This window comes from Allobosea sp. Root483D1, from assembly GCF_001429505.1.
GTDB lineage: Bacteria > Pseudomonadota > Alphaproteobacteria > Rhizobiales > Beijerinckiaceae > Allobosea.
The window spans coordinates 1-18,762 of sequence record NZ_LMJW01000016.1; the positions used below are offsets into that span (position 1 = coordinate 1).

Annotated in this window: 20 protein-coding genes; 16 read left to right on the forward strand and 4 right to left on the reverse strand. The window is 66.0% G+C overall.

Annotation, left to right across the window (positions count from 1 at the left end; translation table 11 throughout):
- Positions 1–59: 59 nt before the first annotated feature.
- Complete coding sequence (locus ASE66_RS12845; RefSeq protein WP_057190030.1) at positions 60–482, reverse strand: globin domain-containing protein; 423 nt, start codon at positions 480–482, stop codon at positions 60–62.
- A gap of 85 nt (positions 483–567) precedes the next feature.
- Positions 568–2,001 carry an MATE family efflux transporter gene (locus tag ASE66_RS12850; protein ID WP_057190031.1) on the reverse strand — a complete coding sequence of 478 codons (1,434 nt, stop codon included), beginning with the start codon at positions 1,999–2,001 and terminating at the stop codon, positions 568–570.
- Positions 2,002–2,186: 185 nt separating this feature from the next.
- On the opposite strand from ASE66_RS12850, the gene ASE66_RS12855 reads away from it, so the two are divergent.
- From ASE66_RS12855 to ASE66_RS12875, 5 genes are all read left to right on the forward strand, one after another.
- Positions 2,187–3,416, forward strand: coding sequence for a M20 family metallo-hydrolase (locus tag ASE66_RS12855; protein WP_057190032.1), 1,230 nt, complete (start codon positions 2,187–2,189; stop codon positions 3,414–3,416).
- 14 nt (positions 3,417–3,430) lie between these two features.
- Positions 3,431–4,843, forward strand: coding sequence for an amidase (locus ASE66_RS12860; RefSeq protein ID WP_057190033.1), 1,413 nt, complete (start codon positions 3,431–3,433; stop codon positions 4,841–4,843).
- Between the two features lie 220 nt (positions 4,844–5,063).
- Positions 5,064–6,662, forward strand: coding sequence for an ABC transporter substrate-binding protein (locus tag ASE66_RS12865; RefSeq protein ID WP_057190034.1), 1,599 nt, complete (start codon positions 5,064–5,066; stop codon positions 6,660–6,662).
- Between the two features lie 115 nt (positions 6,663–6,777).
- Complete coding sequence (locus tag ASE66_RS12870; protein ID WP_057190035.1) at positions 6,778–7,719, forward strand: ABC transporter permease; 942 nt, start codon at positions 6,778–6,780, stop codon at positions 7,717–7,719.
- A 41-nt stretch (positions 7,720–7,760) separates the two neighbouring features.
- On the forward strand, positions 7,761–8,603 hold the full coding sequence (locus tag ASE66_RS12875) for an ABC transporter permease (protein ID WP_413814266.1): 843 nt from the start codon (positions 7,761–7,763) through the stop codon (positions 8,601–8,603).
- Positions 8,604–8,741: 138 nt separating this feature from the next.
- On the opposite strand, the gene ASE66_RS12880 is transcribed toward ASE66_RS12875, so the two are convergent.
- A complete protein-coding gene (locus tag ASE66_RS12880; protein ID WP_057190036.1) occupies positions 8,742–9,041 on the reverse strand; it encodes an antibiotic biosynthesis monooxygenase in 300 nt (99 codons plus the stop codon).
- 177 nt (positions 9,042–9,218) lie between these two features.
- On the opposite strand from ASE66_RS12880, the gene ASE66_RS12885 reads away from it, so the two are divergent.
- The 8 genes from ASE66_RS12885 (at position 9,219) to ASE66_RS12920 (ending at position 14,946) form a co-directional block, all read left to right on the forward strand.
- Positions 9,219–10,151: an N-carbamoyl-D-amino-acid hydrolase gene (locus ASE66_RS12885; RefSeq protein ID WP_057190037.1), complete on the forward strand. Its 933-nt coding sequence runs from the start codon at positions 9,219–9,221 to the stop codon at positions 10,149–10,151.
- A 70-nt stretch (positions 10,152–10,221) separates the two neighbouring features.
- A complete protein-coding gene (gene vapB / locus ASE66_RS12890; protein WP_057190038.1) occupies positions 10,222–10,458 on the forward strand; it encodes a type II toxin-antitoxin system VapB family antitoxin in 237 nt (78 codons plus the stop codon).
- Positions 10,458–10,859, forward strand: coding sequence for a type II toxin-antitoxin system tRNA(fMet)-specific endonuclease VapC (gene vapC / locus ASE66_RS12895; protein ID WP_057190039.1), 402 nt, complete (start codon positions 10,458–10,460; stop codon positions 10,857–10,859). The genes vapB and vapC overlap by 1 nt, the downstream gene beginning before the upstream one ends.
- A gap of 74 nt (positions 10,860–10,933) precedes the next feature.
- A complete protein-coding gene (locus tag ASE66_RS12900) occupies positions 10,934–11,509 on the forward strand; it encodes a hypothetical protein (protein ID WP_156412139.1) in 576 nt (191 codons plus the stop codon).
- 39 nt (positions 11,510–11,548) lie between these two features.
- The gene (locus ASE66_RS12905; RefSeq protein WP_057190041.1) at positions 11,549–12,715 is read left to right on the forward strand and encodes an amidohydrolase/deacetylase family metallohydrolase; all 1,167 of its coding nucleotides are present in this window, start codon (positions 11,549–11,551) and stop codon (positions 12,713–12,715) included.
- Positions 12,716–12,887: 172 nt separating this feature from the next.
- The gene (locus tag ASE66_RS12910) at positions 12,888–13,415 is read left to right on the forward strand and encodes a GNAT family N-acetyltransferase (protein WP_057190042.1); all 528 of its coding nucleotides are present in this window, start codon (positions 12,888–12,890) and stop codon (positions 13,413–13,415) included.
- Positions 13,412–13,870: a RidA family protein gene (locus tag ASE66_RS12915; protein WP_057190043.1), complete on the forward strand. Its 459-nt coding sequence runs from the start codon at positions 13,412–13,414 to the stop codon at positions 13,868–13,870. The genes ASE66_RS12910 and ASE66_RS12915 overlap by 4 nt, the downstream gene beginning before the upstream one ends.
- Positions 13,867–14,946 (forward strand): alanine racemase, encoded by a 1,080-nt coding sequence (locus ASE66_RS12920; protein WP_057190044.1) that lies wholly within the window; start codon positions 13,867–13,869, stop codon positions 14,944–14,946. Before ASE66_RS12915 ends, ASE66_RS12920 begins: the two co-directional genes overlap by 4 nt.
- 122 nt (positions 14,947–15,068) lie before the next feature.
- On the opposite strand, the gene ASE66_RS12925 is transcribed toward ASE66_RS12920, so the two are convergent.
- Entirely contained in the window at positions 15,069–15,734 is a 666-nt protein-coding gene (locus ASE66_RS12925) for a GntR family transcriptional regulator (RefSeq protein WP_057190045.1), read from the reverse strand.
- Between the two features lie 86 nt (positions 15,735–15,820).
- Here ASE66_RS12925 and ASE66_RS12930 point away from each other — a divergent pair, with 86 nt between their 5' ends.
- The 3 genes from ASE66_RS12930 to ASE66_RS12940 are packed head-to-tail and all read left to right on the forward strand — an operon-like array spanning position 15,821 to position 18,741.
- Positions 15,821–16,450, forward strand: coding sequence for a TRAP transporter small permease (locus ASE66_RS12930; RefSeq protein ID WP_057190046.1), 630 nt, complete (start codon positions 15,821–15,823; stop codon positions 16,448–16,450).
- Entirely contained in the window at positions 16,450–17,718 is a 1,269-nt protein-coding gene (locus ASE66_RS12935; RefSeq protein WP_057190047.1) for a TRAP transporter large permease, read from the forward strand. Before ASE66_RS12930 ends, ASE66_RS12935 begins: the two co-directional genes overlap by 1 nt.
- Positions 17,719–17,751: 33 nt before the next feature.
- On the forward strand, positions 17,752–18,741 hold the full coding sequence (locus tag ASE66_RS12940) for a TRAP transporter substrate-binding protein (RefSeq protein WP_057190048.1): 990 nt from the start codon (positions 17,752–17,754) through the stop codon (positions 18,739–18,741).
- The last annotated feature ends 21 nt before the right edge of the window (positions 18,742–18,762 follow it).

Consider the following 18,762-nt stretch of genomic DNA (forward strand, 5'->3'; position numbering starts at 1 on the left):
CCCGCAAGGCCGCCAACGGCCGCGCAGACGACGCCGGCTGGGAGGAGTTCTGAGCGGCGTCAGGCCGAGCGCTGGCTGGGCGCTTCGGCCGCGAGCATGATCGCCGCCATCTGGTCGTAGAGCTCGGTCCACGCCGCCCTTGCCTGCGCCGTGAACTCGTGTCCCAGCGAGGTCTCCAACGTCCACAGCAGGGCGCTGCGGACCGCCTCGTAATGGCTGGGCCGGACGCCATAGCCGCGATGGCGCTCGCCCAGTCGTGTGAGCAGGGCGTTCAGGCCGGCTGGATCGTTCAGCATGGCGAGCGCGACCGTCAGCGTTTCCATCAGCTTGGCGGCCTGCTTCTCGATATCGGTCTTGAACAGCGCTCGTGTGCTGGGCGCAGTCGTGAACAGCCGCTCATAGAACAGGCAAGCCGTCTCGATCTTGCGCCGATGCAGCTGCGCGAAGTTCGACCGGATCAGTGCGATGTCCTGTGGTGTCACGACCTCCCCCTTGGATCACGGCAGGGATCGTCGCGGGAATTATCCGCCAGGGCGCGCAAAAATTCAATCTGGAGTTAGCGGAGCGTTACCGCTCCGCCGCGGCTAGCGCTACGGCGCCCGTGCGACCAGCTCCCTTGGTCAGGCCGAGCCGTTCGCGGGCGGACCAGCGCGCCAGCATCAGCGCGGCGACGATGCTGAGGCCGACCGCCAACCCGATCCAGATGCCGACGCCAGCGAGCGGCGTCAGGAAGCCGAGCGCGGCCGAGAGCGGCAGGCCGATCCCCCAATAGCCGAGGCCGGCGAACAGCATCGGCACGCGTGTGTCGCGCAGGCCACGCAGGATCGAGACCCCGACCACCTGGACGCCGTCAACGATCTGGAAGATCGCGGCATAGAACAGGAACAGCACGGCGAGCTGCGCCACCTCGGCAGCGCGTGGCTTGCCGGTGTCGAGGAACGGCACGACCAGCCAATGCGGGATCAGCAGCATCAGCAGGGCGGTGAAGCACATGAAGGCGGTGGCGAGTGCGAGCGCCGTCGCGCCAGCCCGGGCGATGCCCGCGCTGTCGCCGGCACCGAAGGCGCGCCCGACCCTGACCGTCCCGGCCTGGCCGATACCCATCGGCACCATGAAGCAGAGCGAGGCGATCTGGATCGCGATCGCATGGGCGGCCAGCGAGGTCGGGCCGAGCAGGCCCATCAGGAAGGCGGCGCCGTTGAAGATCCACACCTCGAAGCCGACGGTGGTGCCGATCGGCAGGCCCATCCGCCAGAAGGCGCGGTAGCGGCTCCAGTCCGGCCGCCAGAAGCGTCCGAACAGGTGATAACGCCGGAAGCGCCGGTCGAGCGAGACCACGATTGCGAGGCCGGCGAACATCAGGGTCGAGGCCAGTGCCGTCGCCATCCCTGAGCCAGGCAGGCCGAGCGCAGGGAAGCCGAGCCGGCCGAACATCAGCACCCAGTTGGCGAAGGCGTTGAAGGCGACCGCAAAGAGCACGGTGACGAAGACCCAGAACGGCCGCTGCAGCGCCGCCAGGAAGCCGCGCAGGACGAGGTAGCAATAGAAGGGCAGGAGGCCCCATTGCAGCGTGTGCAGATAGGAGGCGGCGGCCTTCGCCAGGGCGGGGTCCTGGCCCATCGCCTTGAGGATCGTCTCGGCCTGCCAGAGGCAGAGCCACATCGGCCCGGCCATGGTCGCCGCCACCCAGAAACCCTGGCGCACGGTGCGGCGCACGTCGCGGACCGAATGCCGGTTCCGCCCGAGCTCGATCGCGACCATCGGCGCGACCGCGGCCATCACGCCGATGCCGAAGATCAGGAAGGCCATGTAGAGATTGGAGGCGAGCGCGCCGGCTGCCAACGAATCGGGCCCGAGATGGCCCATCATCACGACGTCGGTCGCGGTCATCGCCGTCTGGGCGACATTGGTCAGCACCATCGGCCAGCTCAGCGCCAGCATGGCTTTGACCTCGGTGAGCCAGGGGCCCGCCGACCGGTAGGGAAGGGCGATCTGCGACATGATGATTGCCTTTTATCTGGGCAGGTTGCTCCTTCAAAGTCCTCGGCGCGCCGGACTGGGCCGCGCCCTGCGCGTGGCGCGTTACCGGTCCGCGCTCCATCGCCGATTCTGCCTCTTGCGCGCAGGGCTGGGTTCCGGCCTGCTGCATACCAGAACAGAACCCGTGCCTACGGAGAGCCGACGCGATGAGCACCAATCTGCGGATCGATGGGGAGCGCCTGCTCTCGCGGCTGGCGGCATTGTCGCGGATCGGAGCGACGCCGGAGGGCGGCTGCAGGCGCCTCGCACTGACCGACGAGGACAAGCAAGGGCGCGACTGGCTGGTCGGCGAACTGAAGGCGCTCGGTCTCGATGTCCGCGTCGATGCGATCGGCAACATCGTCGGTATCCTGAAGGGCCAGGAGAACGGGCCGGCGGTGATCATGGGCTCGCATATCGACACGGTCGGCACCGGCGGGCGCTTCGACGGCGCGCTCGGCGTGATCGGCGGCGTCGAGGTGCTGGCGGCATTGCGCGATGCCGGAGTGACCCCCAAGCGCGACATGGCGGTGATCGCCTTCACCAATGAGGAGGGCGCGCGCTTCCATCCCGACATGCTCGGCTCCTATGTCTGGGCCGGCGGAATGGGCGTCGATGCCGCCCATGCCGAGCTCGACGCCGATGGCGCCGTGCTCGGAGCCGAATTGAAGCGCATCGGCTATCATGGGCCGGAGCAGCCCGGCTTCCTGCCGGCGCATGCCTATCTCGAGCTGCATATCGAGCAGGGACCGGTGCTGGAGAGCGAAGGCGGCGGGCTCGGCGCCGTCACCGGCATCCAGGCGATCTGCTGGCTCGAGCTCACCCTGACGGGACGGCCGAGCCATGCCGGCACGACGCCGATGCGCTACCGCAAGGACCCCGGCCTCGCCGCCGCCCGCATCAACATCTTCGCCAACGAGCTGACCAAGACGATCCCCGGCCAGCTCGCCAATTCCGGCGTGATCCGCAGCCGGCCCGGCAATGTCAACGTCGTGCCCGAGACCGTGGTGATGACGCTCGACCTGCGCAATCCGCTGGACGCGCCGCTGGCCGAGGCCGAGGCGGCGGTGCGCAAATTCTGCGCCGAATTGTCGGCGCGCGACGACATCGCCATCAGCTTCCGCGATCTCGCCCGCTTCCCGGCGACGCCCTTCGCCGAAGAGCTCATCGCCAGCGTCGAGGCGAGCGCCGCCGAGTTCGGTTTGCCGATCCGCCGGATGATTTCGGGCGCCGGCCATGACGCGCAGATGATGTCGCGCCTTTGCCCGACGGCGATGGTCTTCATCCCGTCGATCGGTGGCCTCTCGCACAATCCGGCCGAGCTCAGCAGCGACGGCGACATGGTCGCCGGCGCCAATATCCTGCTCAGCGCCGCCTGGCGCGCCGCCAACGCCTGACGGGGATTCCGCTCATGACCACCATCGCTTCGCTGTCCGCCGCCGAGCTCGGCGATCTCTACGTCGCGCGCGAGCTTTCGCCGGTCGAGGTCGCCAGGGACGCGCTCGCCCGCATCGATCGTTTCGAGCCGGAGGTGAACGCTTTCGTCGTGCGTGACGCGCCCGTGACGCTCGCCATGGCCGAAGCTGCGCAGGCGCGCTGGCTGAAAGGCGAGGCGCTGGGACCGCTCGACGGCGTGCCGGTGACGATCAAGGACAATCTCGGCGTCGCCGGCTGGCCGATGCGGCGCGGCTCGGCTCTCGCTTCCGATGCGCCGTATCAGCAGGACGCGCCTGCAACCGCGCGGCTGCGCGAGGCCGGCTGCGTCTTCCTCGGCAAGACGACCATGCCGGAATATGGCTGGAAGGGCGTCGGCGATTCGCCCTTCTCCGGCATCACCCGCAATCCCTGGGACGTCTCGACCGGCCCGGGTGGCTCCTCATCGGGCGCGGCCGTCGCCGCTGCACTCAATCTCGGCTGCATCCATCTCGGTACCGATGGCGCCGGCTCTGTGCGCATTCCGGCCGCCTTCTGCGGCGTCTTCGGGCTGAAGCCGACCTATGGCCGCGTGCCGGCCTGGCCTGCCTCGGTGATGGGCTTCCTCGCCCATCTCGGCCCGCTGACCCGCACCGTGCGCGATTCCGCCCTCGCCATGAACGCGATCGGCCGCCCCGATGCCCGAGACATGACTGCTTTCAAGGATGCCCCACCCGATTTCACGGCAGAGCTCGATCGCGGCGTGCGCGGCCTGCGCATCGCCTGGTCGCCGCGCCTCGGCGGCGACGTTCCGGTCGACCCTGAGATCGCGGCCCTGACGCAGGCGGCAGCGCTGACCTTCCGCGAGCTAGGCGCCACCGTCGAGGAGGTCGACCCCGGCTTCGACGATCCGATCGCGACGCTGATGACGCTCTGGGCGGCCGGCGCGGCCCTGGCCTTGCGCAGCACCGATGCGGCCGGGCGCGCCCAGATGGACCCTGGCCTCGTCGCGGTCGCCGAGATGGGCGAGCGGATCGACAGCGCTGATTACGTCGATGGCCTGCTCTATCAGCGCAACGCGCTCGCCTACCAGATGGCGCAGTTCCATGAGCGCTTCGACCTGTTGCTGACTCCGACGCTGCCGCTGCCGGCCTTCGCAGTCGGCCGCAACACGCCCGAGCATGGCAGCTATGGCGAGGATTGGACGCGCTGGACGCCGCTCACCTACCCCTTCAACATCACCCAGCAGCCGGCTGCCGCCGTGCCCTGCGGGCTGACCTCGGCCGGATTGCCGGCGAGCCTCCAGATCGTCGGGGCCTTCGGCAACGATGTGCTCGTGATGCAGGCTGCCGCAGCCTTCGAAGCGGCGCGCCCCTTTGCCCGCGTCGACGCGCCGATCAAATCGATTTAGGCGGATCAGCGCAATTTCCTGCGCCGGCCTGGCGGCTTCGCGTGTCATTTGCTTGCAAACGATGTCGCGAGCCGCAAACCGGTTCCGTCTGGCACGAACCCTGCAGGGTCAATTCTTGTCGTAGCGACCAGTCAAGCGTGTTGTCAGGGCCGATTTTTCTGCCCACACTCCAGGCAAGGTCGCCCGATCAGAGGCCGCCGCTTCAGGGGAGAGCACTAAGATGGACCGCAGGAATTTTCTGAAGACCGCCGCCGGAACCGGCGTTCTGGCAGCAACCGGCGGCCTCGCCATGCCGGCGCTCTCGCAAGGCGCCGCCGCCAAGACGCTGCGCTTCGTGCCGCAGGCGAATCTCGCCAATTTCGACCCGATCTGGGGAACGCAATACGTCGTTCGCAACGCCGCCGCGCTGGTCTGGGACACGCTCTACGGCATCGATTCGAAGTTCCAGCCGCAGCGCCAGATGGTCGAGGGCGAGGAGGTCTCGTCCGACGGGCTGACCTGGACCTTCAAGCTGCGCTCCGGCCTCAAATTCCATGACGGCACGCCGGTGCTCGCCAAGGACGTGGTGCAGAGCCTGAAGCGCTGGCAGGCCCGCGATCCGATGGGCCTGATGATCAAGGCGATCGAGAACGATCTCTCGGCGGTCGACGACCGCAGCTGGAAATGGCAGCTGAAGCAGCCCTTCCCGAAGATGCTGCTGGCGCTCGCCAAGAACAATGCGCCGTGCTCCTTCATCATGCCCGAGCGCATCGCCAAGACCGATCCGTTCACGCAGATCACCGAATATGTCGGCTCCGGCCCGATGAAGTTCGCCCGCAATGAATGGGTGCCGGGCGCCAAGGCCGTCTTCGAGAAGTTCGCCGACTACGTGCCGCGCTCCGAGAAGGCCGACTGGCTAGCCGGTGGCAAGAACATCCTGGTCGACCGTGTCGAATGGGTGATCATCCCCGACGCCGCGACCGCGGCCGCGGCGCTGCAGAGCGGCGAAGTCGACTGGTGGGAGACCCCGCTCTCCGACCTCGTGCCGGTGCTCAAGGGCCACAAGGACATCAACGTCGATATCGGCGACCCGCTCGGCAATATCGGCGCCTTCCGCATGAACCACCTGCATCCGCCCTTCAACAATCTGAAGGTGCGCCAGGCGGTGCTGACGGCGATGAACCAGGAAGACTACATGCGCTCGATCGTCGGCGACGACGACAAGCTCTGGAAGCCGCTGCCCGGCTTTTTCACCCCCGGCACGCCGCTCTACACCGAAGCCGGCGGTGACATGCTGAAGATGAAGAACGTCGCAGCTGCCAAGAAGCTCATCGCCGAGTCCGGCTATAATGGCGAGCCGGTGATCTGTGTGGTGGCGCAGGACATGTCGGCGACCAAATCGATGGGCGACGTCACCGCCGAGCTGCTGAAGAGCATCGGCCTGAAGGTCGACTTCGTCGCCACCGACTGGGGCACGGTCGGCGCCAGGCGCGCTCAGAAGACCCCGCCGAGCCAGGGCGGCTGGAGCATGTTCCACACCTGGCATGCCGGCGCCGACTGCATCAACCCGTCCTCCTACACGGCGATCCGCGCCAATGCCGACAAGGCCTGGTTCGGCTGGCCCGATGTGCCGGCGGTCGAGACCGAGGTCACCAACTGGTTCAACGCCAAGGACCAGGCCGAGGAGAAGGCGGCGATGGACCGCCTCAACAAAGCGGCCGTCGAGAATGTCGTCTACGCGCCGACCGGCTTCTATCTCGGCTATCAGGCTTGGCGGAAGAACGTCACCGGCGTGACCAGCGGGCCGCTCCCGTTCTTCTGGAACGTGGCGAAGGGCTGAGACCGAGCAAGCCGTGCCCCGGCTTTTGCCGGGACACGGTCAATCCCGCCCGCCGGACCTATCGGGATCGCCATCCTGATCGGCCCGGCGCCAGCAGCGGCAACTCAGGATTTCAATGCTCGCATTCATCATCAGACGCATCATCACGACGATCCCCGTCATGGCATTCGTGGCGCTGTTCGTCTTCTCGCTCCTCTACATCGCGCCGGGTGATCCGGCGGCCGTGATCGCCGGCGACCAGGCCTCTCCCGCCGATGTCGAGCGCATCCGCGCCAGCCTCGGACTTGATCGCCCCTATCTCGTCCGCTTCGGCGAATGGTTTTTCCGGGTGCTGCAGGGCGATCTCGGCACCTCGATCTTCACCTCGCTCCCGGTGACGCAGCTGATCGGCCAGCGCATCGAGCCGACTTTGTCGCTGATGGTGCTGACGCTGATCCTGGCGGTTTCGATCGCCGTTCCGCTCGGCGTCGTCGCGGCCTGGAAGGCTGGAACCTGGGTCGATCGCGCTGTGGTCGGTTTCGCTGTCTTCGGCTTCTCGGTCCCGGTCTTCGTGATCGGCTACCTGCTCGCCTATGTCTTCGCGCTCAAGCTCGATTGGGTGCCGGTGCAGGGCTACACGCCGATCTCGCAGGGGATCTGGCCGTGGTTCAAGAACCTGATCCTGCCCTCGATCACGCTGGGGACGGTCTATATCGCGCTGATCGCCCGCATCACCCGCGCGACCATGCTCGAGGTACTGCAGCAGGATTATGTCCGCACCGCCCAGGCCAAGGGCGTCAGCAACCGCGACGTGCTCTTCCTGCATTCGCTGAAAAACGCGGCGGTGCCGGTCGTCACGATCATCGGCATCGGCGTCGCGCTGCTGATCGGCGGAGCGGTCGTCACCGAGAGCGTCTTCGCCATTCCCGGCCTCGGACGGCTGACGCTCGATGCGATCCTGCGCCGCGACTATCCGGTCATCCAGGGCGTCGTGCTGATCTTCTCGTTCGTCTACGTGCTGGTGAACCTGGCCGTCGACCTGATCTACACCCTCGTCGATCCGAGGATACGCTATTGACCGCTCCAGCTGCCCCACTGCCTTTGGCAGATGAAATCGGCGTGGAGGCCACGCCCCGCAAGCGCTCCTATCTGCGCAAGCACCCGTCGGTCGCCATCGGCGGCTTCCTCCTGCTGCTGATGATCTTCATCGCGGTGTTCGCGCCGTTGCTCTTTACGGTCGATCCGACGGCGATCGCCACCTCCAGGCGCACGCGCGTGCCGTCCGAGCTCTACTGGTTCGGCACCGACATGCTCGGCCGCGACATCTATTCGCGCGTCGTCTACGGCGCGCGCGTCTCGCTGATCGTCGGCTTCTCGGTCGCGACCCTGGCATCGGTCATCGGTCTGGCGATTGGGCTCTTTTCCGGCTTCGTGCGCTGGGCCGACGGCATCGTCATGCGCGTCATCGACGGCATGATGTCGATCCCGCCGATCCTGCTCGCCATCGCTCTGATGGCGCTGACGCGCGGCTCGGTCGGCAACGTCATTCTCGCCATCACCGTCGCCGAAATCCCGCGCGTGGCGCGGCTGGTGCGCAGCGTCGTGCTGTCCCTGCGCGAGCAACCCTATGTCGAGGCGGCGATCTCGAACGGCGCCCGCGTGCCGCGCATCATCTGGAAGCACATCCTGCCCAACACGATCGCGCCGATGACGGTGCAGGCGACCTATATCTGCGCCAGCGCCATGATCATCGAGGCGATCCTGTCCTTCATCGGCGCCGGCGTGCCGCCGGCGACGCCGTCCTGGGGCAACATCATGGCCGAGGGCAGGGCGCTCTGGCAGGTCAGGCCGCACATCGTCTTCTTCCCGGCGCTGTTCCTGTCGATCACCGTGCTGGCCGTGAACCTGCTCGGCGACGGCCTGCGCGACTCGCTCGATCCGAGGCTGGCCAAGAGCATCTGAAGGCGGCCGGACGTCATGCCATTCGCTGTCGATGGATATCGTCGAGGCCCGCTTCGTCGGGGGAGTCGGCTCGCATATGCGCGAGCTTGCTCCCGCGGCGGCGCGGCCGAGTTCCACGGCGATGCGATCGGGCAGGGGCTATGTGCGAAGATCGACGACGACGTCCCCGGACACCGCATCGGTGACGCCGAGACTGCCGCCGAGATCCTCGAGCGTGTCGCGGAAGCTGCCGAGCGTCGCGATCATCTGGTCGCGGGCGCCCTTCAGCGCGGCGAGGTCGGCCCATTCGCCGATCAGGCAATAGGAATGGTCGCCAGTCTTGATGATGTGCCCCCTCGCGAGGCCGGGCCAATTGGCCTTGCCCTGGCGGTGCGCATCGAGAAATTCGTCCTCACGTCCGGGCTTGATGCGGAAGCGGACGACGTTGAACGTGGTCATGGCTTTGATCCGAAGCTCGACGTTGCCTCGGCAGTCTCGGCCGGCGGTTCCGGGCCGAACCCAGAGGGACGTTCGACGGTATTGTCGCAGCCGCCGTCGAGCAATGGCGCACAAGGATAGGGATGTCCGCCTCCAGCGGCATCCCTGAGTAACGAACGAGCACTGTAGGAGCCTGCCATGACCCGTATCCTGACCGTCGGCGCAGCCCAGCTCGGGCCGATCCAGCGCGAGGAGAGCCGCAGCTCTGCCGTCGCCCGCATGATCGAGCTGATGCGCCAGGCGAAATCGAATGGCTGCGACCTCGTCGTCTATCCCGAGGCGGCGCTGACCGCCTTTTTCCCGCATTGGTGGATGGACGACGAGGCTGAGATCGACGGCTATTTCGAGAGCGCCATGCCCTCGAACGAGACGGCGCCGCTCTTCGCTGAAGCGGAGCGGCTCGGCATCGGCTTCCATCTCGGCTATCCCGAGCTCGCGCATGAGGACGGCCGCAAGCGCCGGTTCAACACCGCGATCATCGTCGACAAGGCCGGCAGGATCGTCGGCAAGTACCGCAAGATCCATCTGCCCGGCCATCCCGAGCACCGGCCCGACGCTGTCTTCCAGAACCTCGAGAAGCGCTATTTCGAGACCGGCAATCTCGGTTGGCCGGTCTGGGAGACGATGGGCGGCCGGCTCGGCATGATGATCTGCAACGATCGCCGCTGGCCCGAGAGCTACCGCGTCATGGGGCTTCAGGGGGTCGAGATGATCGTGCTCGGCTACAACACGCCCAAGCACAATCCACCGGCGCCGGCGCATGACCGGCTCGGCAATTTCCACAACCAGCTCGTCATGCAGGCCGGCGCCTACCAGAACGCGACTTGGGTGGTCGGCGTCGCCAAGGCAGGGCTGGAAGCCGGCGTCGACCAGATCGGCGGCTCTTGCATCATCGCCCCGACCGGCGAGGTGGTGGCGCAGGCCGTGACCGAGGATGACGAGCTTGTCGTCGCCCGCTGCGATCTCGACCTCGGCAACAGCTACAAGAACTCGACCTTCAACTTCGCCAAGCATCGCGAGCCGCAACATTACGGCATGATCGTCGAACGCAAGGGCGCGGTGGTGGCGTGAGGGCGGCGGAGGTTGCCGCGGCAGGGATTACAACCTATGTATATCCCATCGGGATATACAGGAGGCTGACATGGTGGCGAAGACCAAATTATTCGTGACCAACCGCAGCCAGGCGGTCCGCCTGCCCAAGGAGGTCGCGTTCCCGGACGATGTGACCGAGGTCGAGATTCTCAAGGTCGGCTCGGGGCGTCTGATCGTACCCAAGGGACGGCGCTGGGACGACTTCTTCGATCGGGGGCCCCAAGTCGACGATGATTTCATGAAGGACTGGGTCCAATTGCCGGCGGATGAGCGCGAGCCGTTCTGATGCCGGTCTATATGCTGGATACCAATATCTGCATTTACGTGATGAAGGCTGTGCCGCCCGCCGCTTTGCGTGACAAGTTCGACGCTCTGGCCGATGGACTTTGCATCTCGGTCGTGACCCTGGCGGAGTTGCGTTTCGGGGCTGAAAAATCCATGCGCCGCGAGCGTAGCCTGCAAGCTCTCGACGATTTCGCGATGAATCTTGAAGTGCTGCCTTTCGGGCGCAAAGCCGCGACCCATTATGGGCAGCTCCGTGCAGAGCTCGAGCGGGCCGGCACGCCTTGCGGGCTTCACGATACCCAGATCGGGGCCCATGCCCGCAGCGAGGGCCTTACCGTCGTTACCAACAACCTGCGCGAATTCGCCCGCATGCCGGGTCTGCGCGTCGAGAACTGGGTCTGATGTCGCCAAGGGTTCCACGATGCCGCGGCTGGCTTGTCGAGCCGATGGATGCGGCGCCTCACAGGAGCGATGACGTGTCCCCAGACCCCCTGAACAAGGACTGTTTCTTCCCGCCCAAGCTGGCCCAGCACGATGCAAATGCGCGAGGGCTCGCGGGTGGCCCGCAGAATGGCGGCATGTCGCATGTTCAGCGCATCCATCTCAGCGTCGGGCAATATTATTTCCGCTTTTGTGACTCGGCTCGTTTCGCTTCGGACCCCACACGTGCCGCCGCCGGGCCCTGGTGGGCCGAGTACGAGGTCTTCCTGAAGGTGAAGCAGGCGGCGCGGCGCCAGGGCACGATCCAGCGCTACGCCAACACGGCGGGCTCGTCGCGGCTCGCCTATGCCGCCAAGCTCTACTTCGCGATTCCCTATGAATGGGGCGATTGCGGCTCGCTGGTGATCGCCCGTCTCGACGATCGCCTCGACGCATTCAAGGGACGCGGCCTGCCCGCTTACCTCGGTGGCGCCGACCCGCGCGACGGCGGCGCGAAATACATTCCGATGCAGGACCCGACGATCGCGCAGCTCTATATTCCTGAGCTGCATAACCACTTCGCCAAAGCTTTCACTATTATCCAGAAGGGCGCGACGGCCAGCTTCGCCTGAACGCGAAGCGTCCGCCCGCCCGGTCCCCAAGGAGCTGCCATGGTTCACGATCTCATCCTCAAGGGCGGCAGGGTCATCGACCCCTCGCAGAAGCATGACGGCGTCCTCGATGTGGCCTTCACGGATGGCAAGGTCTCGGGCTTCGGCAAGGACCTGAAGGGAGCCAAGGAGGTCCGCGACGTCTCCGGCTACATCGTCACGCCCGGGCTGATCGACCTGCACACCCATGTCTACTGGGGCGGCACCTCGCTCGGCATCGACGCAGATGAGTTCTGCCGTGCCTCGGGCGTCACCACCTCGGTCGATACCGGCTCGGCCGGCCCCGGCAACTGGCCGGGCTTCCGCAAGCACGTCATCGAGAAGAGCCAGGCCCGCATCCTCGCCTATCTCCACGTCTCGCATGCCGGCATCTACGGCTTCGACCATCGCGTCATGGTCGGCGAGAGCGGTGATCTCAGGCTGATGAACCCGATCGATTGCGTCGAAGTCGCCGACAAGAACCGCGACCTGATCGTCGGCATCAAGGTCCGCGTCGGCCTGCACGCCTCCGGCAATTCGGGCACCGTGCCGCTGAACATCGCGCTGCAGGTCGCCAACGAGGTCGGCATGCCGCTGATGTGCCATATCGACCATCCGCCGCCGTCCTATGAGGAAGTCATCGGCATGCTGCGTCCCGGCGACGTGCTGACCCATGCCTTCCGCCCGTTCCCGAACGCGCCTGCCACCGCGCAGGGCACGGTGAAACCCGAGGTGCTCGCCGCCCGCAAGCGCGGCGTGATCTTCGATATCGGCCACGGCAAGGGCTCGTTCTCGTTCAAGACGACGCGCGCGATGCTCGCCAACGGCTTCGAGCCGGACGTGATCTCCTCCGACGTCCACAAGCTCTGCATCGACGGCCCGGCCTATGACCAGGTCACCACCATGTCGAAGTTCCTCTGCATGGGCATGAGCCTGAACAACGTGATCGCGGCCTCGACCGTGAACGCTGCCACGGCGCTGAAGCGGATGGAATACGGCTCGCTCAAGGTCGGCTCGCTCGGCGACGCGACAATCCTGACCGTCAAGGAAGGCAAGTTCGACTATGTCGACGTCGTCGGCGAGCACCTGATCGGCGACAGGAAGATCATCTCCGAGGGCGTGGTGCTGAAGGGCGCCTGGTGGCATCCCAAGCGCAGCAACAAGTTCCGGAAGGTCGAGGCGGCCTAGCGGTTTTCTAAACCGCTCACCCCAGACGCGAGTCGTCCCGGACAAGCCGCGAAGCGGCGCTGATCCGGGACCCATTCCGGAGCCTTTCCGAAAGAGGTTCCGGAATGGGTCCCGGGTCTCCCTTCGGTCGCCCGGGACGACGCGCGGTGAAAGACGCCAGCCAGAAGACGTGATGACTGCTATCGTTCCACCATCTTGGCGCGCCATGACCGCCGCGGACCTGCCGGCCGTGATGGCCGTCGCGGCTGAGGTGCATCCGGACTACCCGGAAAGCGAGGCGGTCTTCGCCGAGCGGTGTGCGCTCCACCCGGCTGGCTGTCTCGTGCTGGAAAGCGGGGAGGGCGTCGGCGGCTATGTGCTGAGTCACCCCTGGCGGCTCGGCCAGGTGCCGGCACTCGACAGCCTGCTCGGCGCGCTGCCTGATGAGGCCGACGCCTATTACATCCACGACCTCGCTCTGCTGCCGGGCGCGCGCGGCGGTGGCGCGGCCTCGGCCGGCGTCGACCAACTGGCGGCGCATGCCCGCGTCTCCGGCTTCGCCCGCATGGCCCTGGTTGCCGTCGGAAGCTCGGCCGGCTTCTGGCGTCGCCAGGGCTTTCGCGAGGCGCATGACGAAGCCCTTGCCCGCAAGCTTGCGAGCTATGACAGTGCGGCCCGCTATATGGTCCGCGATCTGAAAGACGATTGGAGAACAGCATGAGTGCCGACGACAAGCTCAAGGAGCTGGGCCTGACCCTGCCCGACGTCCCGACCCCGGTCGCGACCTATGTCAGCTTCAAGCGCGTCGGCGATTTCATCTACCTCTCCGGCCAAGGCCCGAAGCGCGCCGACGGCACCTATCCGACCGGCAAGGTCGGCGCCGATGTCTCGATCGAGGAAGCCTATGAGCACGCCAAGCAGACCGGTCTCGGCCTGCTTGCGGCGATGAAGAAGGCGGCCGGATCGCTCGACAAGATCGAGGTCGTCAAGCTGCTCGGCATGGTCAATGCAGCGCCCGATTTTTCCCAGCACCCCAAGGTTATCAATGGCTGCTCGGACCTGTTCGTCGCCGTGCTCGGCGACAATGGCCGCCACGCCCGCTCTGCCGTCGGCATGGGCTCGCTCCCCAACAACATGACGGTCGAGATCGAAGTCATCGTGCGGGTGCTCTCGTGACGACTGCCCTCGCTGAAGAGATCGCCCGCGTCTACGGCACGCCGGCCGTCGTCATCGACCTCGACAAGGTCGAGGCCAATATTGCCAGGCTCCAGGCCGCCTGCGACGCCGCCGGCGTCGCCAACCGTCCGCACATCAAGACGCATAAATCGCCCGAGCTGGCGCGGCTCCAGGTCGCTGCCGGGGCGCGCGGCATCACCTGCCAGAAGCTCGGCGAGGCCGAGGTCATGGCCGATGGCGGCATCGACGACATCCTGATCAGCTACAACATTTTGGGCGAGGAGAAGCTCGGGCGGCTTGGCGCGCTCCAGCGTCGCGTCCGGATGATCGTCGCGGCCGACAACCCCGTCACGATTGCCGGTCTGCCCAAGGCGGCCGAGATCGCCGGGCGCAATCTTGAGGTCGTGGTCGAGTGCGATACCGGCCGCAAACGCGCCGGCGTCGAGACTCCCGGCGAGGCGGTCGAACTCGCCAGGCAGATCGCCGCGTCCAAGGGCCTGACCTTCGCCGGCTTCCTGATGTACCCACCGGAAACCGGCTGGCCGGCGACGCAGGATTTCCTCGACACTGCCAATGCCGGCCTGCGCGAGGCCGGTCTCGAAGCCGGCATCATCTCGACCGGCGGCTCGCCCAACATCCCCAACATCGGCAAGCTCAAGGGCTCGACCGAGCATCGCTCGGGCACCTCGATCTTCAACGACCGCATGCAGATCGCGGCCGGGGTGGCGGAGCTGGAGGACTGCGCGCTGACCGTCTACGCCACCGTGGTCAGCCGGGCGGGAGCGGAGCGTGGCATTCTCGATTCAGGCTCGAAGACGCTGACCAGCGACAAGGGCAACCTCGACGGCCACGGCTACATCCTCGAATACCCGCTGGCGCGGATCGCGCAGTTCGCCGAGGAGCACGGCTTCCTCGACCTCTCCGGCAGCAATGAGCGGCCCAATGTCGGCGAGGTTGTGCGCGTGGTGCCGAACCATGTCTGCGTCGTCGTCAACATGGTCGACCGGCTGGTGACGGTGCGCGGCGACAAGCTGATCGGCGAGCTGCCGGTGGCGGCCAGGGGTAAGCTGACCTGAAGGCCAACCGCCATGCTCGGGCTTGTCCCGAGCATCTCGGCACGGAAGAGGTGCTGATCAGCGCCTTGTCGTCACAAGATTCTCGGGTCTGCGCTTCGCTCCGCCCGAGAATGATGGCTGGGTTACGTCTTGCCGCCGGCTTCCAGGAATTCAACCAGATCCCGCCGGACGAGCTCGATATGGTCCACCAGCAGGCGGCTGGCCTCCTTCATCGCTCCCGCGCGGCAGAGCCGGATCAGCTCGTTGTGCTCGGTCCGCGCCCGTTCGATCGAGGAGCTGCGCTGCAATTGCAGGCGCGTATACCGATCGCTGGTCTGCAATAGTCCCGCGACTATCAAAAGCGTGCGCGGCTGCGTCGCGCGGGCATAGAGCGCCAGATGGAAATCGGCGTTGAGCACGCCCCAGCGGCTGATGTCTCCAGCCGTCATCGCCTCCTCGAACGCAGCCTCCATCCCGGCAACGGCGGCGAAATCTTCCGCCGTTAGCGCCGGAACCGAGCTCGCCAGCAATCGCGGCTCCAGTAGCTTGCGCAGCTCGAAGACGTCGTTGATCTCGTCCAGCGACAGTCCCGAGACGATCGCGCCCTTGTGCGGCACGATCCTGACGAAGCCCTCCGCCTCGAGCTGGAACAGCGCCTCGCGCACCGGGATGCGGCTGACCTCAAAGGCCTGCGCCAGCGCGTCCTGCCGCAATTGCGAGCCGGCCGGATAGCTGCCGTCGAGGATCTCCTGGCGCAGGCGATCGACGATCGCCGAGGACAGGGTGCGGTGCTTCAGGGGAGGGGACATCGGCCACAGCCTAGCTGATCGCGTTGTGAAAAACCATTGACACGTAGATTTTATACAATCTACAACGCGGCAAGGGGAAGGCAACAATGAGCAATGAAGCTGTCGCGGCGAAAAGCCGCTCCATGGCCGTGCCGGAGGTGATCGTCGCTGTGTCTGGGCGTCTGCTCCGGGTCGAGCACCGCGCCATCCAGGCGCTGATGTTCCTGCTCTCGGCGCTGATCCTGCTCAACGTCGTCACGCGCTACACCGGCTATCCGATCTACTGGATCGACGAATCCGCGGTCTACAGCGTCGTCTGGCTCACCTTCATCGGCGCATCCGCCATGACGCGCATGCGTCTCGATTTCGCCGTGACCATGCTGACCGAGCGCTTCTCGGAGCGCGGCACCGCGATCTTCCGGATCATCGCGACCCTTGGCGTCATCCTGTTCGGCATCGCGCTCGGCGTGATGTGCTGGCTCTGGCTCGATCCGGTCGGCATCACCAAGGCGGGCTTCGACGCCAGGGAATATGCCGGCCAATCCTTCAACTTCATCTACACCGAGCGCACCCAGACCCTGAACTGGCCGACCTGGGTCATCTACCTGATCATGCCGATTTTCGCGTTCTCGATGACGCTGCATGCGCTGGCGAACCTGTTCGAAGATCTCGGCCTCGTCGCGAAGCAGGAACTGCCTGGCTTTGCTGCCGCCAATGCCGACGGGGTGGTGAACTGATGGCGATCACGATTGGAGCCTTCTTCGGCATCATGCTGGCCGGCGTGCCGATCGCGCTGTGCCTGTGCCTGGGCGCGCTGATCTACATGGCGGCGACCGGCAACATGCAGCTCTTGCCGAACTATCCGCTGCAGATGTTCGGCGGCGTCGACAGCTACGGGCTGATCGCCATCCCGCTCTTCATCCTGATCGGCGAGATCATGAATGGCGGCGGCATTACCCGCCGCATCGTCGACCTCGCGATGGCCTTCGTCGGCTCGCTCAAGGGCGGCCTGGCCTATGTCAACATCCTCGCCAACATGTTCGTCGCCTCGATCCTCGGTTCGGCCACGGCCCAGGTCGCGATCATGGCGCAGGTCATGGTCCCCGAGATGGAGCGCAAGGGCTACGACAAGGATTTCGCTGCCGGCCTCACCGCCTATGGCGGCATGCTCGGGCCGATCATCCCGCCCTCGGTGATGTTCGTGGTCTATGCCGTGCTGGCCCAGGTCTCGGTCAGCGACATGCTGCTCTCGGGCATCGTGCCGGGCGTGCTCCTGACCATCCTGTTCTTCCTCATCATCGCCGCCATGGGCTTCGTCTACAACTACCCGGCCGGCGACAAGCTCTCGCTGCGCGAGCGGGCCAGGATCGTGCTGAAGTCGGCGCCGACGCTGCTGATCCCGATCGTCATCGTCGGCTCGATCCTCGGCGGCTTCGCCAACGCGACCGAAGCTGCTGCCGTCGGCTCGGTCGCAGCGGCGCTGATCGGCCGCTACTGGACCAAGGAACTCAAGTTCGGGCAGATGCCGCAGATGATGCTGCGCGCCGGCGTCTACTCGGCGATCGTGCTCTTCCTCGTCGCTGCCGCCGCCGTGTTCTCCTGGGTGCTGGTCTACGGCAAGGTCCCGCAGGCAGTAGCCGCCTCGATCCAGGCGATCGCCAAGGATCCGGTGACCTTCATGCTGCTGGTCAACGTCATCCTGCTGGTGATCGGCACGGTGATCGACGGCATCCCCGGCCTGATCATGACGGTGCCGATCCTGCTGCCGATCGCGACCGAGGTCTACAATATCGATCCCCGCCATTTCGGCGTCGTCGTGGTGATCAACCTCGTGCTCGGCCTGCTCTCGCCGCCCGTGGGCCTCTGCTTCTTCGTCGCCGCTGCGGTGACGGGAGCCAAGCCCGGCAAGATGTTCCTCGTGACGCTGCCCTTCTTCATCATCTCCTGCGTCCTCCTGGTTCTGCTCTCGATCTACCCATGGCTGTCGCTGGTCCTGGTGAAGTGAGTTCGTCCATCAATCAATAAGGGGAGTTCCGTCATGACCATTTCACGCCGTCATCTCATCGCCGCCGCTGCAACGCTGCCGATCGCCAAGCCCGCACTGCTGCTCGCCCAGAGCAAGGATCTGCGCTTGGGCATCCTGACCCCGAACGGCCATCCCTGGAACGTCGCAGCCGTCAAGGTCGGCGAGCGCCTCAAGGCCGAGACCAATGGCCGACTGAACCTGACGGTCTTCCACTCCGGTCAGCTCGGCAACGAAGCCGCCATGCTGCAGCAGATGCAGTCCGGCGCGCTCGACATGGGCTGGATCATGGCTGCCGAGCTCGGCTCGCGGGTGCCCGCGATCGGCGCGATCACCGCGCCTTATATCGTCGACTCCACCGCCAAGATCGCCAAGCTGGTGCGCGATCCCGTCGCGATGAAGCTGTTCGACGTGCTGCCGCGCGAAACCGGCTGCGTCGGCATGGCCTGGGGCATCACCGGCATGCGCGCCGTCTTCGCCGCCAGGGAGATCGACGGCGTCGCCGGCATCAAGGGCATGAAGCTGCGCATCAACCCGACGCCGGTCTATCGCGATTTCTACCAGCTGCTCGGCGCCGCCCCGACCCCGATCCCGACGCCGCAGGTCTTCGACGCCATGACCAATGGCCAGGTCGATGGGCTCGAGGCCGATCTCGAATTCTCCTGGAACCAGCGCTTCGACAAGGTCTCGAAGACCATCCTGCAGATGAACGCGATCTTCATGCCGGTGATCGCGCTCGCTTCGGGCCGCGTCTGGCAGGGCATGCCGGCCGCCGATCGCGAGCTGATCCAGAAGACCGTGCGCGCCGCGCTCGACGAGCAGATCGACGCGCTCGCCGTCAACGAGCCCAAGCTTGTCGAGCAGTTCAAGGCGGCCGGTGCCAAGTTCAAGCTCGCCAACCCGAAGGACTCCGAGGCGGTCGTTGCCGAGTTCGACAAGATCTGGCTGCCCAAGGCGCCGGTGCTCGCCGAGTTGCGCAAGGCCGGCCAGTCGATCACGGTCTGATCTCAGGCTAATCTCCTGGCT

Excerpts from the sequence above, each read along its gene's own strand:
- ASE66_RS12850 (WP_057190031.1), bottom strand. The coding sequence starts at position 2,001 with ATGTCGCAGATCGCCCTTCCCTACCGGTCGGCGGGCCCCTGGCTCACC.
- ASE66_RS12855 (WP_057190032.1), top strand. The coding sequence starts at position 2,187 with ATGAGCACCAATCTGCGGATCGATGGGGAGCGCCTGCTCTCGCGGCTG.
- ASE66_RS12860 (WP_057190033.1), top strand. The coding sequence starts at position 3,431 with ATGACCACCATCGCTTCGCTGTCCGCCGCCGAGCTCGGCGATCTCTAC.
- ASE66_RS12865 (WP_057190034.1), top strand. The coding sequence starts at position 5,064 with ATGGACCGCAGGAATTTTCTGAAGACCGCCGCCGGAACCGGCGTTCTG.
- ASE66_RS12870 (WP_057190035.1), top strand. The coding sequence starts at position 6,778 with ATGCTCGCATTCATCATCAGACGCATCATCACGACGATCCCCGTCATG.
- ASE66_RS12880 (WP_057190036.1), bottom strand. The coding sequence starts at position 9,041 with ATGACCACGTTCAACGTCGTCCGCTTCCGCATCAAGCCCGGACGTGAG.
- ASE66_RS12885 (WP_057190037.1), top strand. The coding sequence starts at position 9,219 with ATGACCCGTATCCTGACCGTCGGCGCAGCCCAGCTCGGGCCGATCCAG.
- vapB (WP_057190038.1), top strand. The coding sequence starts at position 10,222 with ATGGTGGCGAAGACCAAATTATTCGTGACCAACCGCAGCCAGGCGGTC.
- vapC (WP_057190039.1), top strand. The coding sequence starts at position 10,458 with ATGCCGGTCTATATGCTGGATACCAATATCTGCATTTACGTGATGAAG.
- ASE66_RS12905 (WP_057190041.1), top strand. The coding sequence starts at position 11,549 with ATGGTTCACGATCTCATCCTCAAGGGCGGCAGGGTCATCGACCCCTCG.
- ASE66_RS12910 (WP_057190042.1), top strand. The coding sequence starts at position 12,888 with ATGACTGCTATCGTTCCACCATCTTGGCGCGCCATGACCGCCGCGGAC.
- ASE66_RS12915 (WP_057190043.1), top strand. The coding sequence starts at position 13,412 with ATGAGTGCCGACGACAAGCTCAAGGAGCTGGGCCTGACCCTGCCCGAC.
- ASE66_RS12925 (WP_057190045.1), bottom strand. The coding sequence starts at position 15,734 with ATGTCCCCTCCCCTGAAGCACCGCACCCTGTCCTCGGCGATCGTCGAT.
- ASE66_RS12930 (WP_057190046.1), top strand. The coding sequence starts at position 15,821 with ATGAGCAATGAAGCTGTCGCGGCGAAAAGCCGCTCCATGGCCGTGCCG.
- ASE66_RS12935 (WP_057190047.1), top strand. The coding sequence starts at position 16,450 with ATGGCGATCACGATTGGAGCCTTCTTCGGCATCATGCTGGCCGGCGTG.
- ASE66_RS12940 (WP_057190048.1), top strand. The coding sequence starts at position 17,752 with ATGACCATTTCACGCCGTCATCTCATCGCCGCCGCTGCAACGCTGCCG.